Source organism: Massilia niabensis, from assembly GCF_042655085.1.
Taxonomy (GTDB): Bacteria; Pseudomonadota; Gammaproteobacteria; order Burkholderiales; family Burkholderiaceae_D; genus Telluria; species Telluria niabensis.
Window position 1 is genome coordinate 1 of the sequence record NZ_JBHSMU010000004.1, and the last position, 17,361, is coordinate 17,361.

Annotated in this window: 16 protein-coding genes; 5 read left to right on the forward strand and 11 right to left on the reverse strand. The window is 64.9% G+C overall.

Features of this window, described 5'->3' with window-relative positions; translation table 11 throughout:
- Positions 1-176: 176 nt before the first annotated feature.
- From ACFPN5_RS02615 to ACFPN5_RS02630, 4 genes are all read left to right on the forward strand, one after another.
- Entirely contained in the window at positions 177-1,622 is a 1,446-nt protein-coding gene (locus ACFPN5_RS02615; RefSeq protein ID WP_379779817.1) for an aldehyde dehydrogenase, read from the forward strand.
- A 12-nt stretch (positions 1,623-1,634) separates the two neighbouring features.
- Positions 1,635-3,497 carry a feruloyl-CoA synthase gene (locus ACFPN5_RS02620; RefSeq protein WP_379779819.1) on the forward strand — a complete coding sequence of 621 codons (1,863 nt, stop codon included), beginning with the start codon at positions 1,635-1,637 and terminating at the stop codon, positions 3,495-3,497.
- A gap of 38 nt (positions 3,498-3,535) precedes the next feature.
- Positions 3,536-4,702, forward strand: a complete 1,167-nt coding sequence (locus ACFPN5_RS02625; RefSeq protein WP_379779821.1) for an ABC transporter substrate-binding protein — start codon at positions 3,536-3,538, stop codon at positions 4,700-4,702.
- Positions 4,703-4,824: 122 nt separating this feature from the next.
- Complete coding sequence (locus ACFPN5_RS02630; protein WP_379779823.1) at positions 4,825-6,564, forward strand: tannase/feruloyl esterase family alpha/beta hydrolase; 1,740 nt, start codon at positions 4,825-4,827, stop codon at positions 6,562-6,564.
- 95 nt (positions 6,565-6,659) lie between these two features.
- On the opposite strand, the gene ACFPN5_RS02635 is transcribed toward ACFPN5_RS02630, so the two are convergent.
- Complete coding sequence (locus ACFPN5_RS02635; RefSeq protein WP_379779825.1) at positions 6,660-7,076, reverse strand: FUSC family protein; 417 nt, start codon at positions 7,074-7,076, stop codon at positions 6,660-6,662.
- Positions 7,077-7,544 carry a MarR family winged helix-turn-helix transcriptional regulator gene (locus ACFPN5_RS02640; RefSeq protein WP_379779827.1) on the reverse strand — a complete coding sequence of 156 codons (468 nt, stop codon included), beginning with the start codon at positions 7,542-7,544 and terminating at the stop codon, positions 7,077-7,079.
- Between the two features lie 35 nt (positions 7,545-7,579).
- On the opposite strand from ACFPN5_RS02640, the gene ACFPN5_RS02645 reads away from it, so the two are divergent.
- Entirely contained in the window at positions 7,580-8,311 is a 732-nt protein-coding gene (locus tag ACFPN5_RS02645; protein ID WP_379779829.1) for a siderophore-interacting protein, read from the forward strand.
- A gap of 327 nt (positions 8,312-8,638) precedes the next feature.
- Here the strand turns inward: ACFPN5_RS02645 and ACFPN5_RS02650 are convergent, their stop codons facing one another.
- From ACFPN5_RS02650 to benA, 9 genes are all read right to left on the reverse strand, one after another.
- Positions 8,639-9,277, reverse strand: coding sequence for a CoA transferase subunit B (locus ACFPN5_RS02650; RefSeq protein WP_379779831.1), 639 nt, complete (start codon positions 9,275-9,277; stop codon positions 8,639-8,641).
- The gene (locus ACFPN5_RS02655) at positions 9,274-9,939 is read right to left on the reverse strand and encodes a 3-oxoacid CoA-transferase subunit A (RefSeq protein WP_379779833.1); all 666 of its coding nucleotides are present in this window, start codon (positions 9,937-9,939) and stop codon (positions 9,274-9,276) included. The genes ACFPN5_RS02650 and ACFPN5_RS02655 overlap by 4 nt, the downstream gene beginning before the upstream one ends.
- A gap of 100 nt (positions 9,940-10,039) precedes the next feature.
- Positions 10,040-11,389, reverse strand: coding sequence for an MFS transporter (locus ACFPN5_RS02660; protein WP_379779835.1), 1,350 nt, complete (start codon positions 11,387-11,389; stop codon positions 10,040-10,042).
- A 70-nt stretch (positions 11,390-11,459) separates the two neighbouring features.
- Entirely contained in the window at positions 11,460-12,746 is a 1,287-nt protein-coding gene (locus ACFPN5_RS02665; protein ID WP_379779837.1) for a benzoate/H(+) symporter BenE family transporter, read from the reverse strand.
- Positions 12,747-12,770: 24 nt separating this feature from the next.
- On the reverse strand, positions 12,771-13,562 hold the full coding sequence (gene pcaD, locus ACFPN5_RS02670) for a 3-oxoadipate enol-lactonase (RefSeq protein WP_379779839.1): 792 nt from the start codon (positions 13,560-13,562) through the stop codon (positions 12,771-12,773).
- Between the two features lie 2 nt (positions 13,563-13,564).
- A complete protein-coding gene (locus ACFPN5_RS02675) occupies positions 13,565-14,362 on the reverse strand; it encodes a 1,6-dihydroxycyclohexa-2,4-diene-1-carboxylate dehydrogenase (RefSeq protein WP_379779841.1) in 798 nt (265 codons plus the stop codon).
- Positions 14,359-15,396 (reverse strand): benzoate 1,2-dioxygenase electron transfer component BenC, encoded by a 1,038-nt coding sequence (gene benC / locus ACFPN5_RS02680; protein ID WP_379779843.1) that lies wholly within the window; start codon positions 15,394-15,396, stop codon positions 14,359-14,361. The genes ACFPN5_RS02675 and benC overlap by 4 nt, the downstream gene beginning before the upstream one ends.
- A gap of 40 nt (positions 15,397-15,436) precedes the next feature.
- Complete coding sequence (benB, locus tag ACFPN5_RS02685; protein ID WP_379779845.1) at positions 15,437-15,937, reverse strand: benzoate 1,2-dioxygenase small subunit; 501 nt, start codon at positions 15,935-15,937, stop codon at positions 15,437-15,439.
- A complete protein-coding gene (gene benA, locus ACFPN5_RS02690) occupies positions 15,934-17,361 on the reverse strand; it encodes a benzoate 1,2-dioxygenase large subunit (RefSeq protein ID WP_379779847.1) in 1,428 nt (475 codons plus the stop codon). The genes benB and benA overlap by 4 nt, the downstream gene beginning before the upstream one ends.

Here is a 17,361-nt window from a genome sequence, read left to right on the forward strand (position 1 = left end):
TTCCTGGACGATAAGACCATCAAGCCGGGCCTGCAGACCTACAAGCGCCAGAAATAAGCGGCGCGCGGAGCACATCCGCAGTGAACCGCAGTTCACATCAATAAAGAATAATAAAGGCGGCGGCACCCGGCTTTCGGGTAGCCGCCTACCATCGACATTGACAGAGGAGACCTCTGATGTTCCAAGCAGACCTGCTGCTGGCCGGCCACGCCCGTCCAGCATCGAATGGCGCCACCTTCGAGCGCCGCAATCCCGCTACCGGTGAAGTCGCCACCCGCGCCGCCGCCGCCACGCTCGACGATGTCGATGCCGCGGTCGCCGCGGCGCGCGATGCCTTCCCCGCCTGGTCGACCATGGCGCCGGGCGCCCGGCGCACCTTGTTGTTGAAGGCAGCCGACAAAATGGAAGCGCTGCGCAGCCAGTTCGTCGAGGCTGCTGTCGACGAAGCCGGCGGCGCGCCGATGTGGTACCAGTTCAACGTGACCCTGGCCGCGAACATGCTGCGCGAAGCCGCAGCCATGACGACCCAGATCAGCGGCGAAGTCATCCCGTCGGACGTGCCCGGCTCCCTCGCCATGGGCGTGCGCCAGGCCTGCGGCGTCGTGGTCGGCATCGCGCCATGGAACGCGCCGATCATCCTCGGCACGCGTGCCGTTGCCATGCCGCTCGCTTGTGGCAACACGGTGATCCTGAAAGCATCCGAGATGTGCCCGGCCTTGCACCGCCTGATCGGCCAGGTGTTCGTCGATGCCGGTTTCCCGGGGGGCGTGGTCAACGTCATCACCAACGCGCCGGACGATGCTGCCCTGGTGGTCGAGCGCCTGATCGCGGCCCCTGCCGTACGCCGGATCAACTTCACCGGCTCGACCAAGGTCGGCCGCATCATCGCCCAGCAGGCTGCAAAGCACCTGAAACCCGTGCTGCTGGAGCTGGGCGGCAAGAACCCGGTCGTCGTGCTCGACGATGCCGACCTCGATGCCGCGGTGGAAGCGGCGGCGTTTTCCGCCTTCTTCAACCAGGGCCAGATCTGCATGTCGGCCGACCGCATCCTGGTCGACCGCAAAGTTGCCACGGCCTTTGTCGAGAAGCTCGCAGCAAAGACCGCAACCCTCAAGGCGGCACGCGCCGATGCGCCGCTGGCCGGCATGATCGACCCGAGCGCAGCGAGCCGCGTCGACGCCATGCTGCAGGACGCCCGTGCACGCGGCGCGACCGTGACCCAGTCGGGGACGAGTGTCGAAGGCAACATCATGCAGCCGGCGATCGTCGATGACGTCACGCCCGAAATGCTGGTCTACCAGGAAGAGTCGTTCGGCCCGATCGTCTCGGTACTGCGTTTCGATACCGACGAGGAAGCGATCGGCATGGCCAACGATAGCGAGTACGGCCTGTCCTCGGCGGTGTTCAGCCGCGACATCGGCCGTGCGATGGCGGTCGCCCAGCGCATCGAGTCGGGGATCTGCCACATTAACGGCCCGACGGTACACGACGAGGCACAGATGCCGTTCGGCGGCGTCAAGGGCAGTGGCTATGGACGCTTCGGCGGCAAGGCAGCGATTGCCGAGTTCACCGACCTGCGCTGGATCACGGTCCAGACCACGCCACGCCACTTCCCGATCTGAACGGAGCAGCTCATGACCCAATCCTCGATTGTGGACTGTGGCACCGGTTTGCGGCGGCGTCATGTCGACCTCGGCAATCCCGAGATCGCCGCTTACCAGGTGGACGGTACCTGGCATGTCGACGCCGTCACGCCGCTCGGTCCCGTTCCGGCGCGCTTTACCGACCGTCTCGTCCTGGGCGCACGTGCGCACCCGGAGCGCACGCTGGTTGCCCGCCGTGGCGCGGATGGCGAATGGATCCGCCTGTCCTACGCCGACGTACTGGAGAACGTCCGCCACATCGGCCAGGCGCTGCTGGACCGCGGTTTGTCGGAAGAACGCCCGCTCGTCATCCTGTCCGGGAACGACCTCGAGCACTTCCAGCTCGCGCTCGGCGCCATGTATGCGGGTATCCCGTATTCGCCACTCTCCCCGGCCTACTCGCTGGTGGCCACGGACCCGGCCAACCTGCTCGACCTGATCGAGCAACTCACGCCAGGCGCGGTGTTTGCCTGCGACGGCACGGCCTTTGCGCGCGCCATCGAGGCCGTGCTGCCGCCTGATACCGAGCTGATTTTGGCAAAGGGCGAGGTTCCGGGGCGCGCCGCCACCACCTTCGCCAGCCTGCTCGCGACCAGGCCGACGAGCATCGACGCCCGCAACGAACAAGTGGGCCCGTCGACGATCGCCAAATTCCTGTTTACTTCGGGCTCGACCAAAAAGCCGAAGGCGGTCATCACCACCCACGGCATGCTCAGCAGTAACCAGCAGATGCTGCTGCAGACCTTCCCCTTCTTCGAGAAGGAGCCGCCGGTGCTGCTCGACTGGCTGCCGTGGAACCACACCTTCGGGGGCAGCCACAACGTCGGCATCGTGCTCTACAACGGCGGCACGCTCTACCTCGACGATGGCCGGCCGACCCCGCGCGAATTCGTCACCACCTTGCGTAACCTGCGCGAGATCGCGCCCACGGTGTACTTCAACATTCCCGTGGCATGGGAGATGCTGGCCGAGGCCCTGGAAACGGACTACCAGCTTGCCGAGACCTTCTTCTCGCGCGTAAAGCTGTTCTTCTGCGCCGGGGCCGGGCTGTCGCAGGCCGCCTGGGAGCACCTGGACGACGTGGCGATGAGACGCTGCGGCGAGTCGATCCGGATCATGACCGGCCTCGGCATGACCGAGACCTCGCCGTCCTGCACCTTCGGCACCGGCCCGATCATCAAGGCAGGCTACGTCGGCGTGCCGGCGCCCGGCTGCAAGGTCAAGCTCGTGCCGGTCAACGGCAAGCTGGAAGCGCGCTTCCACGGGCCGCACGTGACGCCTGGCTACTGGCGGGCGCCGCACCTCACGGCGGAAGCGTTTGATGCCGACGGCTACTACTGCACCGGCGACGCCCTGCGCTTCGTGGACGAGGCGCACCCCGAACTGGGCTTCATGTTCGACGGACGCATCGCCGAGGACTTCAAGCTCAGCTCCGGCACCTTTGTCAGTGTCGGGCCGCTGCGCGCACGCGTCATCAGCCAGGGCGCGCCTTATGTGCAGGACGCGGTGGTCACGGGCCTGAACCGGCACGCGATTGGCCTGCTCGTCTTCCCGCGCATGGACAACTGCCTGCTGCTCTCGGAGCTGCCGCCGGGTACGGCCGCAAGCGAGGTGCTGGCCAGCGAGCCGGTGCGCGCTTTCTTCAAGCACCTGCTGGAGGCCTTGAATGTGGACGCCAGCGGCTCCTCGAAGCGGGTCGACCGCATGCTCCTGCTCAGCGAGCCGCCGTCGATCGACCACCGCGAGCAGACCGACAAGGGTTCGATCAACCAGGCCGCGGTACTGCAGCGCCGCGCCGCCCTGGTCGATGCGATGTATGACGGAACAGATTCAACAACGATCGTCGCGGCGTAACTGCGGCAGCATAAAACTTACAACGACACGGAGACAACATGAAACTGAAAGCCCTCGCCTGCCTCGGCCTCGCCATCCTGCCCTTCGCCAGCACCCCGGTCTTTGCACAGGACACGATCAAGATCGGCGTCATTGCCGCAATGACCGGACCGTTCGTACACATCGGCAAGCCGTTCGAGGAAGGCATCAAGACCTACATGAAGCTGCACGGCGACCAGGTCGCCGGCAAGAAGATCCAGATCATCTACCGCGACGACGGCGGCAGCAACGTCGAACTCTCGAAGCGCGCGGCGCAGGAGCTGATCGCGCGCGAGAAGGTCAACTTCCTGGTCGGCTTCTCGCTGACGCCAAGCGCGCTCGCCGTGGCGCCGGTGGCAACCCAAGCCAAGGTGCCGATGATCGTCATGAACGCGGTCACGACCGGCATCACCGCCAAATCGCCCTACATGCTGCGCACGTCGATGACGATGCAGCAGATGACCGAGCCATTCGGCACCTGGACCGCACAGAACAAGATCAACAGGGTCTATTCGCTGGTCTCCGACTACAGCACCGGGCACGACGCGGAAAAGCTCTTCGCCAAGGGCCTGACCGAGGCCGGTGGCAAGATCGTCGGTTCCTCGCGTACGCCGATGGCCAACCCGGATTATTCGCCGTTCGTCCAGCGCGTGAAGGATGAAAAGCCCGAAGCCCTGTTCTTCTTTGCGCCGGGCGTGGAAGACGGCACGGGCCTCCTCAAGGCCTTCAGCGACAAAGGGCTGGACAAGGCCGGCATCAGGTTCCTCGGCGTGGGCGACATGACGAGCGATTCGCCGACCCTGGAAGCCCTGGGCGACCGCGCACTCGGCGCCGTCACGGTGCTGAACTACTCGACAGCACTCGACAACGACGCCAACAGGACCTTCCTGAAGGCCTACGCCGCAGCGAACCCGGGCCGCCCGGCGCCTACTTTTGTGACCGTCGTCGCCTACGACACGATCGGCATGATCTACGAAACCGTCCGCCAGCTGGGCGGCAAGGTGACTGGCGACGCGGCGGTCAAAGTGCTGTCGAACATGAAGTGGAACAGCCCGCGCGGACCCATCAGCATCGATCCGAAGACCCGCGACATCGTGCAGAACATGTACATCCGCGAAGTCCGGAAGGTTAACGGCAAGCTGGTCAACCATCCCATCGGCGTCCTCAAGGACGTCCGGCCCGACTAAGCCCTTTCGCCTCATCCAGCAGGCAGTACGCAGCAACTGCGCGCCCTCACCAAGGGCAGCGCGGATGCCGTTCACCCCAACCTTATGTATTGATCTGTTTCCCAGCAGAGGAGTGCTTACGCATGAACACCCGACACATCGGCATCATCGCAGCCCTTTCGGCCGTCTCGGCGCTCGGCCTGGCCGGTTGCAGCGACAACGACAACCCCGTTACCCAACCGGTTCCACCGGCCCCACCCGCGCAGACGCTGCCGCAACTGCCGCAGTTGACGCCAGCCGTTGGGGCCACCCTCGGTGCCTGCGCTGACCTCGTTACCCGCATCAGCTACCCCGACACCACCATCACGGCGGCCAACCCGATTGCGGCAGGAACCCTTACCGTTGCCGGCAAGCCGGTCCCCGCCCACTGCCAGGTCACCGGCCAGATGCTGCGCCGGGTCAGCCCGGTCGATGGCCGCAACTACGCGATCGGCTTCGAGATGCGCCTGCCCCTGAACTGGAACGGCCGCTTCTTCTACCAGGCCAATGGCGGGATCGACGGCAGCGTTGTCACGGCGACCGGTCCGGCTGGCGCATCGCCGCTCGACAATGCGCTGAACCAGGGCTTTGCCGTGATCAGTTCTGACGCCGGCCACAGCGGGCCGACGCCGTTCTTCGGCATCGACCCGCAGGCCCGCTTCGACTATGGTTACGGAGCGATTGGCAAGCTCACGCCCATGGCCAAAAGCCTGATCCGGACCGCCTACGGCAAGGGGCCCGACCGCTCCTATATCGGCGGTTGCTCGAACGGTGGACGCCATGCCATGGTCGCGGCTGCCCGCTACGCCGACCAGTACGACGGCTTCCTGGTCGGTAACCCTGGCTATCGCTTGCCCCTGGCCGCGGTGGCCAACATCGCCGGCGCCAAGACCTACGCTTCGCTGGCCAGCACGCCGGGAGACCTCGCCACTGGCTTTACGCAGGCCGAACGCCTGCTGGTCTCGAACGCGGTGCTCGGCAAGTGCGACGCGCTCGACGGCGCGACAGACGGCATGGTCCAGGATGTCGGGGCCTGCCAGGCCGTGTTCGACCTGAACCGCGATGTGCCGACCTGCACCAGCACGCGCGACGGCACCTGCTTGAACCCGGCGCAAAAGACCGGCATTGCCGCCTTGTTCGCCGGCGCGAAGACCGAATCGGGCGCGACGATCTATACCAGCTTCCCGTACGACGCCGGGCTGGCGACGAACGGCTGGGCAAGCTGGAAGTTCAGCGCGCCGATCGACCGCGATTCGGGCGCCGTCGCCTTTATCTGGTCCGTGCCGCCTTCGGATCCAGCGACCTTCAATGGCCGCGACTTCGTTCTTAACGCTAACCTGGACGGGATACTGGCGCGGATCAACGCGACCAGCTCGACCTATCCGGAGAGCGCGATCTCGTTCATGCTGCCGCCGAACGCCACGAATCTCGCCACCCTGAAGAACCGGGGCGCCAAGATGATGGTCTACCACGGCACGAGCGACCCGATCTTCTCGAGCGACGACACGCGGGCGTGGTACCACGCGCTGCGTACGGCGAATGACTTCGACGCCTCGAACTTCGCGCGCTACTTCCCGGTGCCGGGCATGAACCACTGCTCCGGCGGACCCGCGACCGACCAGTTCGACATGTTGACGCCGCTGGTGAACTGGGTCGAAAAAGGCCAGGCCCCCGACAGCGTTATCGCCAGTGCGCGGGGTGCGGGCAATGCCGCGGGCGTGAATGCCGACCTGCCCGCAAACTGGTCCGCAACGCGTACCCGGCCGCTGTGCCCATTCCCGAAGGTGGCGCGCTACAAGGGTAGCGGCAGCATCGAGGATGCGGCCAGCTTCAGCTGCCAGTAGCGATCCGGCGAAACGCCAGCGCAGCGCTGGCAGGCAGATTGGAAACGCAAGGCAAGAAAGCCCGTCAGCAAAGGCTGACGGGCTTTCTTGCCTTTTCAGGGATTGCGGCCTGTCCGAAAGAACTCGAGGTGATTTGCGAGTAGTCTGTTCGCGGTGCCGAAGAATGCCGCCTCTGCCGGGACCTGGACGGACAGCAGCGCCTCCGCACGCCGCATGGTGTGCAGGGCCCGTTGCGGACGCTTGCCGACCCGCGCCAACCTGTTGAGGAGCAGCCCCAGGCAACGCCTGACGCGCGGGTCGACGGATGGCTCGTGGAGCAAATCCTGCGATCGGAAGATGGCCGAACCTATCGTCAGGACTGCCACACCACCTTCGATCGTGGCGTCGCCTGCGCCGTCAAGCCTGTTGGCCAACGCAGCCAACCGCATCAACCGGTGATGCAGGCGAGCCCGCCATACGCCGCGATGTGCATTTCCAGCAGGTCGGGAAGCCATGTCTTGCAGCTCATGCACTCAAGGCTTGGCCAGGTTCGCATGCACCCGCTCCAGCAACGCCAGCAACTGCCGCCGTTCGGCCTCGCCCAGCCCTTCCAGTGCCTGCTCGGCCGCAATCGCGCCGTAACTGTGCAGCTGTGCATGGACCGCTTCGCCCGCTGCGCTCAAGCGCAGGCGCGTGCTGCGCCGGTCAAGCGCGTCAGGCTGCGTGTCCAGCAGTCCACGCTCGCGCAGGGAGCGAATCAAGCGTGTCAGCTGCGCTTTGTCGCGTCCGGAGTGGGCCACGAGGTCGCTCAGCGTTGCATCCGGATGACGCCCGAAAAAGCCGAGCACCTTGCCCTCCATATGCGTCAGCTCGGCCTCGCCTTCGCACGGTGCGCGGAACTGGCGCGAACGATGGAGGTGCATGATCGAATGGATGGCGTCGAAAACATCGTGCGCCAGCTTCGCCTCATTTTGGTTGACTTTATCAACGTGTTTTTTCATAATAGGAGACATTATCAACTAATTCAAGACTCATAATGGCGTACGCGAACCAAAAAACAATTCAACGAGTCCGCCACGAGCTGCGCTTGCGCGAAGTGGTGGTGTCCGAAGTTGCTCCGCTCGGCGAACACTTCGTGGCAATCACTTTCCGCGACGAGTCGCTGGCTGGGTTCCTGTCGATGTCGTTCGACGACCACGTGAAATTCATGTTCGACGGTCCCGACGGTGAGCAGGTGCGCCGCGACTATACGCCGCGGCGCTTCGACGCGCAATCGGGGGAACTGACGATCGAATTCGCGCTGCACGGCACTGGTGCCGCGTCCAACTGGGCACGCGAGGCGCAGCCGGGCCAGCGAGCCACCATCGGCGGCCCACGTGGCTCGATGATCGTCCCGCTGGATCTCGACTGGCACCTGCTGGCAGGGGACGCTTCGGCCTTGCCGGCGATCCGGCGCCGCCTTGCCGAGCTGCCGGCGGGCGCCCGCGTGCTCGTCCTGGCGTCCGTCGGCGCAGGCGACCGGCTCCTTCCGACTACCGAGGCGAATGTCGAGGTGCATTGGGTAGACGACGAGGCTGCACTGCTGGAGGCCGTGCGCGCCCTACCGCTGCCGCCCGGCGACGGGTTCGCCTGGGCAGCCGGAGAGGCAGGCGCGATGCGGCGCCTGCGCGAGGTGCTGGTGCTTGAAAAATCCCTGACGAAGGAGGCAATGCGTGTCTCCGCTTACTGGAAACGCGGCGTCGCGGATCACCACGAAAACCTCGATTAAGGGGCAACTGCGGACGTGGCAGCCGGCGCGCTCAGGTCGGACACGGCCTGGATGGCCTCATCAAACGGAGCACAGCAGACATTCACGGCGCACATGTCGGCAATGCGAAAATAGAATTAGACCTTCATGTTGTAGTGCAGCATACTGGATCTGTCTCCTCCAGCTCTTCTCAAAAAGAATTGGATTTCAGACCCGCCCGCAACGGCGGGTCTTTTTTTTGTACGTCTTGCCGCATCCGTGCCTGGGCGCACGTGGTGGCAGCGGCAATCCGCGTCCTGCGCCTTGTAGCTCTCGGCGCTGGCGCCCGTTCATGGTGATCTGCTCCGTTCAGCGCGCCAATAAGGGCGCGTCGGTGAGGGCTTGGAGCTCGTCGAAAGTGAGTCCCGGCGCCATCTCGCACACCAGCAGTCCGTCCGCGGTCACGTCGAGCACGGCCAGGTCGGTGTAGATGCGGTTCACGCAGGCCACGCCGGTCAGCGGGTAGCTGCATTCGCGTACGATCTTGCTCTCGCCAGCCCTGGTCTGGTGGTCCGTCATCACGAACACTTTTTTTGCGCCGAGCGCCAGGTCCATCGCACCGCCCACGGCAGGGATCGCATCCCGGGCTCCGGTATGCCAGTTGGCCAGGTCTCCCTTTTCCGAGACCTGGAAGGCGCCGAGCACGCAGATGTCGAGGTGGCCGCCCCGCATCATCGCGAACGAGTCGGCATGGTGGAAGTAAGCGCCGCCAGTCAACAAGGTGACTGGCTGCTTGCCGGCGTTGATCAGGTCGTCGTCTTCCTCGCCTTGCGCCGGAGCCGGGCCCATGCCGAGCAGGCCGTTCTCGCTGTGCAGGAAGACCTCGCGGTCGGCTGGCAAAAAGTTGGCGACCATGGTCGGCAGGCCGATCCCGAGATTCACGTAGGCGCCCTCGAAAATGTCCTGTGCGACGCGCTGGGCGATCTGGTCGCGCGTATATCGATTCATGCTGCCTCCTTGACGACGCGCTGGACGAAAATTCCCGGGGTGACGATGACCTCCGGGTCGAGTTCCCCGAGCGGGACGATGCCGGCCACCTGGGCGATGGTGGTTTTCGCCGCCATCGCCATGATCGGGCCGAAGTTGCGCGCGGTCTTGCGGTACACGAGGTTGCCCCAGCGGTCGCCGCGCAGGGCCTTGATCAATGCGAAGTCGGCATGGATCGGCGACTCGAGCACGTAGTGGCGGCCGTCGATCAGGCGCGTCTCCTTGCCTTCGGCCAGCTGCGTGCCGTAGCCCGTCGGCGTGAAGAAACCGCCGATGCCGGCGCCGGCCGCGCGGATGCGCTCGGCCAGGTTGCCCTGCGGGGCCAGCTCTAGTTCGATCTCGCCGGCCCGGTACAGGGCATCGAAATGGTGCGAGTCTGCCTGGCGCGGGAACGAGCAGATGATCTTGCGCACCCGCCTGGCTTTCAGGAGCGCGGCCAGGCCAGTGTCGCCATTGCCGGCGTTGTTGTTGACGATCGTCAGCTCGCGCGCCCCCTGTTCGATCAGGGCGTCGATCAGGCTCGAGGGCATGCCGGCGTTGCCGAAGCCGCCGATCATGACCGTCGCGCCGTCGTGCACGTCCGCGACGGCCTGTGCGAGCGTTTCATAGGTCTTGTCTATCATCTTGTCGCCTTTCCTTGCGCGGCCGGGCCGCGCATCCTTGACATCATCGTGACGCCAAAACGCGTCATCAGTGCAGTGCGTTCCGTTTGTTCCTGTTCGATCAAGCCGCGTCGGCCACGCGCTGCACCGCGATGTCGTTCGCTGCCGTTGCCGAGCGCTCGTGCCTGATGAGCGACACGGCGATGGTGGCAATCACTGCAGGGATGGCAATCGCAATGAAGTTGTGCTGCAGCGGCAGCGCCATGCCGACCAGCGTGCCGATCACGATCGGCGCGAGGATCGCCCCGCTGCGTCCGACGCCCGAGGCCCAGCCGATGCCCGTGGAACGTACGGCGCTCGGATAGAACTGACCCGCATAGGCATAGGTGACGATCTGGGTGCCGATGGTCGAGGCGCCCGCCAGGCCAACCAGGAGGAACAGGACCGGGGTCGACACCGGGTAACCAAGGAGCGAGATGGATACCGCGGCCAGCGCATACATGCCCACGAGCACATATTTAATGTGGAAGCGGTCCGCCAGCCATCCGCCGCCGACCGCGCCAATCACGGCGCCGAAGTTCAGCACCAGCACAAAGGTCAGTGCCGAGCCGAGACTGTAGCCGGCACCGGCCATCAGCTTGGTCAGCCACGAACTCAAGGCGTACACCATGAACAGGCACATGAAGAAGGCGACCCAGAACATCACCGTGCTGAACGCCCTGCCTTCCTGGAACAGCTTGCCCACCGGTGCGCCGGATGCGCGGTCGACGGCCGGCAACTCGTAGCTGTCCCCGGCCTGGGCACGGTACGCCGGGTCCAGACGCTGCAGCGTGGCCTTCAACTCGTCGAGACGGCCTTTTTTGACAAGGAAGGGCATCGACTCAGGCATCGACTTCAGGACGAACGGAATCAGGAGCACCGGCACGCCGGCCGCCAGGAACACGGACTGCCAGCCGTACTGCTCGATCAGGCCCTTGCCGAGAATGGCGGCCAGCATGCCGCCGACGGCGTAGCCGCTGAACATCAGCGTCACCATCGTGGCGCGGATCTTGCGCGGCGAGTATTCGGTCATTTGCGCGACGACGTTCGGCATGACGCCGCCAATTCCCAGACCCGCCAGGAAGCGCATCACGCTGAACGTGTATGGGTCGTCGGCGAGACCGGCGGCAGCCGTGAACACGCTGAACAGCGCGATGCAGATGGCGATCGCCCAGCGCCGGCCGATGCGGTCGGCCAGGGTGCCAAGGCTGATCGCCCCGAACATCATGCCAAACAGCGCGGAGCTGACCATGAAGCCCGCGTTCTGGGCAGTGACGCCCATGTCCTTCATGATCGAAGGGACGGCGATACCGGCCACGGCGAGGTCGTAGCCATCGCAGATGATGATGATGGCGCACCACAGCAGTAGTGAACCGTGGAAGCGGTTGAATGTCGCCCCGTCGGCGATTTTGTGGATGTCGATGTGTCGCATGATACGTGTCTCCGTTATCGTTAAAGTTATGGTGCGAACCTTGGGCTTACTACCTGCGTTACTGCATGATTTACTTCTGTTTTTCCTGCCCTCCCGCTGCGCTTGCGTGCAGAATCCACCAGGCGGCCATCCCGATCACGATGCCCCAGAAGGCCGAACCGAGTCCGAAGAAGCTCATGCCCGATGCCGTGGCGAGGAAGGTGATGACGGACGCTTCGCGGTGGTCCTCCGCGACGATGATCCCGGCCAGGTTGGACAGGATCGGCCCGAGCAGCGCCAGGCCGGCCAGCGTTACGACCAGCTCCTTGGGCAGCGCGGCGAACAGCATCACGATCGACCCCCCGCACAGGCCCGCCAGCAGGTAGAAGACGCCGTTGGCGATGCCGGCCACGTAGCGCCGGCGGGGGTCCTCGTGCGCATCGGGGCCGGTACACATGGCGGCCGTAATGGCGGCAATGGCAATCGTGATGCCGCCGGTGAACGCCACCGCCAGGGACACCACGCTGTTGACGGTCATGATGGGACGCACGTTGGCCGCGTAGCCGGATGTGTGGAGCACCGCCATGCCCGGCAGGTACTGGCCGGTCAACGTGACCAGCACCAGCGGCAGCGCCAGGCTGAAGGTGGACGACCAGGACCATGCCGGGACGATGAATTGCGGTGCGACCAGCTGCAGGCTGACACCGGAGAAATGGGTGGAACCGGACGCGAGCGCCAGCAGTACACCGGCGACCAGCAGCAGCATGACGCTGTAGCGCGGGACCCAGCGCCGGAACACCAGGTAGGCGGCAATCATGCCGAAAGCGAGCAGCGGCAGCGAACCGGTGGAGCGGAAGGCGTTGAGGCCGAACGGCAGCAGGATCCCGGCCATCATGCCGCTGGCGACCCCCTTGGGCACATGGGCCATGATGCGGTCGAAGCGGCCGGACAGGCCGATAACGAGCAGGATCGCGGCGGCGGTGAGGTAGGCGCCGACGGCTTCGCTCAACGACAGGTCCGGAAACAGCGTAATCAGCAAGGCGGTGCCGGGCGCTGACCAGGCCGTAATGACTGGTGCCCGCAGTATCCAGCTCAGCGCAATGCCCGAGACGGCAGCACCAATCGAGATGCCCCAGACCCAGGAGGCGAAGGTGGCGCTGTCGACCTGCGCGGCTTGCGCCGCCTGATAGAAAATCGCCAGCGGCCCGGTGAAGGAAACCAGCACTGCGAGGAAGCCCGCCGTGACGCTGGAGGCGGACCAGTCGGACCACCTGGGACCGGGCGCGGAGCCCGCGTCCGCGGGAGCCGCAATCGTGGCGTCGGGGTGCTGCGCCTTTAACGCCGCATCCCCTTGCCTGTCATGTCGAGACTGTTGCATGCGTGTCTCCGCTGATGATCTGCTTTACGCCACCAGGAACGTCATGACCGCGTCGGTGAACCGGTCCGGCGCTTCGATGTTCGACAGGTGCGACGCGGGCAGCGCCGCCAGGCTGGCGCCCTTGATCACGCGGGCAAGCCCCTCCGCATCAACGACAGTCGTCACCGGATCATGGGTTCCTGCAATCACGAGCGTCGGCGCGCCGATGCGCTCAATGTCCGTGCTCAGGTCCGCAATGGCCAGGGCCTCGCAGCAGGCCGCATAGCCGCCCGGGTCGAGGCTGCGCAGGGTTTTCTGCATCGTCCCGACGATGACTGGCTGGCGGGCGACGAACTCCGGCGTGAACCAGCGCCCCGGGGAGCCGGCGGCAATGTCATTCATGCCCTGGGCGCGCACGGCCGCAGCCCGCGCAACCCAAGCGTCCGCCGTGCCGATACGTGAAGCGGTATTGGCCAGCACCAGCTTGTCCAGGCGTTCCGGTGCATGCACGCCCAGCCACTGGCCAATGACGCCGCCCATGGACAGGCCGACGAAATGCGCGCGTTTGATGTCAAGCTGGTCCAGCAGCGCCAGCACGTCTGCACCAAGCAGGTCCATCGTGTACGGGCCTGGGGGCGCGCCGGACTTGCCAACTGAGCCGCCGTGCCCGCGCGTGTCGTAGCGGACCACGTGAAAGCGCGTCGCCAGGACCGCAGCCTGCGCGTCCCACATCGACAGGTCGGTGCCCAGGGAATTCGACAGCACGACGGTAGGCCGCGTACGGTCCCCATCGCAACGATAGTGCAGTACGGCGCCGTTGAGAGGAATGGTCGCCATGTTCACCCCTGGTCGCCGCCACCGACCGGCAGCACGGTGCCGGTGATGTAGGAGGCTTCATCGGAGGCAAGGAACAGGATGGCGCGGACCTGTTCGTCGATCGTGCCGTAGCGATGCATGGGGCTCGAGGCGATCGTCTGGTCGACGATGCCCTGGTACCAGACCTGTTCCTTGTCGCTGAGCGGATTCGGATTGCGCGGTACGATGCGGGGCGGCGCTTCGGTGCCGCCGGTGGCGACCGCATTGACGCGAATGCCATCCTGCGCATGTTCGAAGGCCAGGCTCGCCGTCAGGGCATTCACCCCGCCCTTGGCCGCCGAATACGGAATGCGGTGGATGCCACGCGTCGCGACCGACGAGACGTTGACGATCGATCCGCTGCGCTGTTCGATCATGCTTGGAAGCACGGCGCGGCAGCACCACAGTGTCGGGAACAGCGAGCGGCGGATCTCGGCTTCGATCTGCGCTTCCTCGTATTCCTGGAAGGGCTTGGCCCAGATCGTGCCGCCGACGTTATTCACCAGTACGTCGATGCGGCCGAACTCGCCCAACGCGGTATCGACCAGCGTGCGGGCGCCGGCATACGTTTCCAGATCCACGTTCACCAGGGTGACGAGCGCTCCCAGCCCCTGGGCCTCGGCACCCACCTCCTCGAGGATACGGGCACGGTCGGCCAGCACCAGCCTGGCCCCTTCGCGCGCCGCCGCCAGTGCCACGCCACGCCCGATTCCCTGGGCGGCGCCGGTCACGACGACGACTTTGTCTGCAAAACGTCCACGGTCGGCCACGGTTGTGCTCATGCTGATGCTCCTGCTGATGTTCCAACATTTGGCGAGAATTTCTCGTAGTGGAAGCTGGCGGGAGTGACGCCCGTATCAAGCAGCCAGCCACGTACCGCATCGACCATCGGTGGCGGGCCGCAAAGGTAGACGTCGACCTCGCCGTCGTTCATCCACGTCGGCTCGACATGCGCGGTGGCGTATCCCTTGCGCGGGTGCGCGCTCTCGGGCGCAGCCACGCAGGTGACGTAAGTGAAGTTCGGGTTGGCTCCTGCAATGCGCTCGAGCTCATCGAGGCCCACCAGGTCGTAGTCGTTCGTGACCGCGTACACCAGCCGCACCGGATGCGGGAAGCCACTCCTCGAAAGGCTCCCCAACATCGACAGGAAGGGAGCGATGCCGGTGCCGCCGGCCAGGAACAGCACCGGCCGCGTCACCGGGCGCAGATAGAAACTGCCGAACGGGCCGAGGAAGGTAATGGCGTCGCCCTCGCCGGCCCCGTTCATCAGGTAGTCGCTCATGCGTCCGTTCGGGACGTTACGCACGACGAATTCAACACGGCCCCCGCCAGGAGGCGAACTGAAGGAATACGAGCGGGTCAGCTCGGTGCCCGGAATCGCGACGTTGACGTACTGGCCGGGGAGGAAGCCCGGAGCCGCCCCCTCTTCAACGTCGATGGCGAATCGGATCGTCGATGGAGAGAACTTCTCGACTGCGGCGATCTTTCCCTTGTAGCTGTGGGCGCCCGACTTGCATGCTTCCGAGGTGGCCAGTATCTTGACGACGCAGTTCGACTTCGGCCGCATCTGGCAAGCCAGCACGAAACCCTGGGCCGCCTCGTCGGGTTCAAGCGCGTCGTCGATGTAGCTGGACGCCGGCATGTCGTAGCTGCCGGACTCGCAATGCGCGCGGCAGGTGCCGCAGGCCCCGTCGCGGCAGTCGAGCGGGATGTTGATACGCTGGCGATAGGCGGCATCGGACAGCGTTTCGTTGTCGTTGCACGCGATGAAGCGGGTGATCCCGTCTTCGAACTGCAGGGCGATGTGATGGCTCATCGTCTGTCTCCTTGGCCGGTGAGGGCCGTCGTTTGTTGCTTTAGATGTGGTACACGTCGATAACCTGGTGGATGTAGTCGTTCTTGAGTACGACGTACTTGTCCAGGATGCGAGGCGCCTCATTGTCTGACCCTGCGCCGAAGTCGATCGTGTAGCGCGACATGCCGAAATAGGAAAAATCGGTCTTGTAGCGGTGGCTCAGCGTGTGCCAGTTGAAGCGCACGGTGACGACGGTCCCTTCCTGCTTTTCGATCTCGATGTTGGCGATATTGTGGCTGGTGCGCGTGTCGGGTACCGTAGCGCTCGATCGTTCCGTCTTGATCCGGAAGACGCGGTCTTCCAGGCCCTGGCGGGTCGGGTAGTAGATCAGCGAGATCTCGCGCTGCGGGTCGTTCACGAGCTGGCCGTCGTCGTCCCAGGAGGGCATCCAGAACTGCGCGTCCGGATCGTAGCAATCGAGCCATTCGTCCCAGGCTTCGTCGTCCAGCAGGCGCGACTCGCGGTACAGGAAAGCGGCGACGTCGTTGATGGTGATGCTCATGATGGCTCTCCATGGCTGCATGCGGCCGGTTCAAAGGATGGCGTGGACGGTGCGGCCTGCGACGCTTTCGCACGTTGCATGACATCGAGCCAGTAGCGGTGTTGCACCGTGTACAGGCCCTCGTCCTCGGTACGCACGCCGCTCAGCACGGGTGCGAGCCCGATTTCCTTCGCTGCCTCGTCCGGCCCCTGGATCCAGTGCGTCGAACCGCGGCACATGTCGTTCCACGGCATGGCGCTGCCGGCGTAGCCCGTCTGGCAGGCGCGGAATTCTTCCAGGTCGTCAGGCGTGGCCATGCCGCTCACATTGAAGAAGTCTTCGTACTGGCGGATGCGGCGCGCGCGCGCTTCGTCGGACTCGCCTTTCGGGGCGATGCAGTAGATCGTCACTTCGGTCTTGTCGACCGAGATCGGGCGCAGCAGGCGGATCTGTGAACCGAACTGGTCCATCAGGTAGACGTTCGGATACACGCACAGGTTGCGCGAACGCTCGACCATCCAGTCGGCGGTCGGCTTGCCGTACTGTGCTGCATACTCCGCGTGACGCGGGTAGTTGGGCCGGTCTTCGGGATTGGCCCACTTCGTCCAGAGCAGCATGTGGCCATGGTCGAACGCGTAGAAGCCGCCGCCCTGGCGTCCCCACTTGCCGGCATCCATGGCGCGGATCTTGTCCTCGCGCTCCGCCGGCTGTTCCTTCCTGCGGTTGGTCGTGGCGGCATAGTTCCAGTGCACGGCCGAAACGTGGTAGCCATCGGCGCCGTTTTCGGCCTGCAGCTTCCAGTTGCCCTCGAAAGTATAGGTCGAGGCGCCACGGAGCACTTCCAGGCCGCTTGGTGACTGGTTGACGATCATGTCGATGATCGTCGCTGCGCCGCCGAGGAACTCCTCGATCGAGGGGACGTCCGGGTTCAGGCTGCCGAACAGGAAGCCCTTGTAGTTGGCGAAGCGCGCCACCTTTTTCAGGTCGTGCGAGCCCTCCTTGTTGAAGGACTCCGGATAGCCCGCGTCTTCCGGGTCCTTCACCTTCAGCAGCTTGCCGCTGTTGTTGAAGGTCCAGCCGTGGAACGGACAGGTATAGGTCGCCTTGTTGCCCCGTTTCAGGCGGCAGAGCTGGGCGCCGCGGTGGCTGCAGGCGTTGATGAACGCGTTCAGCTCACCCTGGCGGTTACGCGCGATGAACACCGGCTGGCGACCCATCGTGGTCGTGTAATAGTCGTTGTTGTTCGGGATCTGGCTTTCGTGTGCCAAGTAGATCCAGTTCCCCTCGAAGATGTGCTTCATCTCGAGTTCGAACAAGCGCTCGTCGGTAAAGGCGCTGCGGTGCAGGCGGTAATCACCGGTCTCGTGGTTTTCGATCAGCAGAGAATCGAGGTCGAGCTCCGCCACTGCCGCCGGTTTGGCGGACACAGGATGAATCGGAATCAT

Bases quoted from the DNA above. Each gene is read 5' to 3' on its own strand.
- ACFPN5_RS02615 (WP_379779817.1), top strand. From the start codon at position 177: ATGTTCCAAGCAGACCTGCTGCTGGCCGGCCACGCCCGTCCAGCATCG.
- ACFPN5_RS02620 (WP_379779819.1), top strand. From the start codon at position 1,635: ATGACCCAATCCTCGATTGTGGACTGTGGCACCGGTTTGCGGCGGCGT.
- ACFPN5_RS02625 (WP_379779821.1), top strand. From the start codon at position 3,536: ATGAAACTGAAAGCCCTCGCCTGCCTCGGCCTCGCCATCCTGCCCTTC.
- ACFPN5_RS02630 (WP_379779823.1), top strand. From the start codon at position 4,825: ATGAACACCCGACACATCGGCATCATCGCAGCCCTTTCGGCCGTCTCG.
- ACFPN5_RS02640 (WP_379779827.1), bottom strand. From the start codon at position 7,544: ATGAAAAAACACGTTGATAAAGTCAACCAAAATGAGGCGAAGCTGGCG.
- ACFPN5_RS02645 (WP_379779829.1), top strand. From the start codon at position 7,580: ATGGCGTACGCGAACCAAAAAACAATTCAACGAGTCCGCCACGAGCTG.
- ACFPN5_RS02650 (WP_379779831.1), bottom strand. From the start codon at position 9,277: ATGAATCGATATACGCGCGACCAGATCGCCCAGCGCGTCGCACAGGAC.
- ACFPN5_RS02655 (WP_379779833.1), bottom strand. From the start codon at position 9,939: ATGATAGACAAGACCTATGAAACGCTCGCACAGGCCGTCGCGGACGTG.
- ACFPN5_RS02660 (WP_379779835.1), bottom strand. From the start codon at position 11,389: ATGCGACACATCGACATCCACAAAATCGCCGACGGGGCGACATTCAAC.
- ACFPN5_RS02665 (WP_379779837.1), bottom strand. From the start codon at position 12,746: ATGCAACAGTCTCGACATGACAGGCAAGGGGATGCGGCGTTAAAGGCG.
- pcaD (WP_379779839.1), bottom strand. From the start codon at position 13,562: ATGGCGACCATTCCTCTCAACGGCGCCGTACTGCACTATCGTTGCGAT.
- ACFPN5_RS02675 (WP_379779841.1), bottom strand. From the start codon at position 14,362: ATGAGCACAACCGTGGCCGACCGTGGACGTTTTGCAGACAAAGTCGTC.
- benC (WP_379779843.1), bottom strand. From the start codon at position 15,396: ATGAGCCATCACATCGCCCTGCAGTTCGAAGACGGGATCACCCGCTTC.
- benB (WP_379779845.1), bottom strand. From the start codon at position 15,937: ATGAGCATCACCATCAACGACGTCGCCGCTTTCCTGTACCGCGAGTCG.
- benA (WP_379779847.1), bottom strand. From the start codon at position 17,361: ATGATTCCGATTCATCCTGTGTCCGCCAAACCGGCGGCAGTGGCGGAG.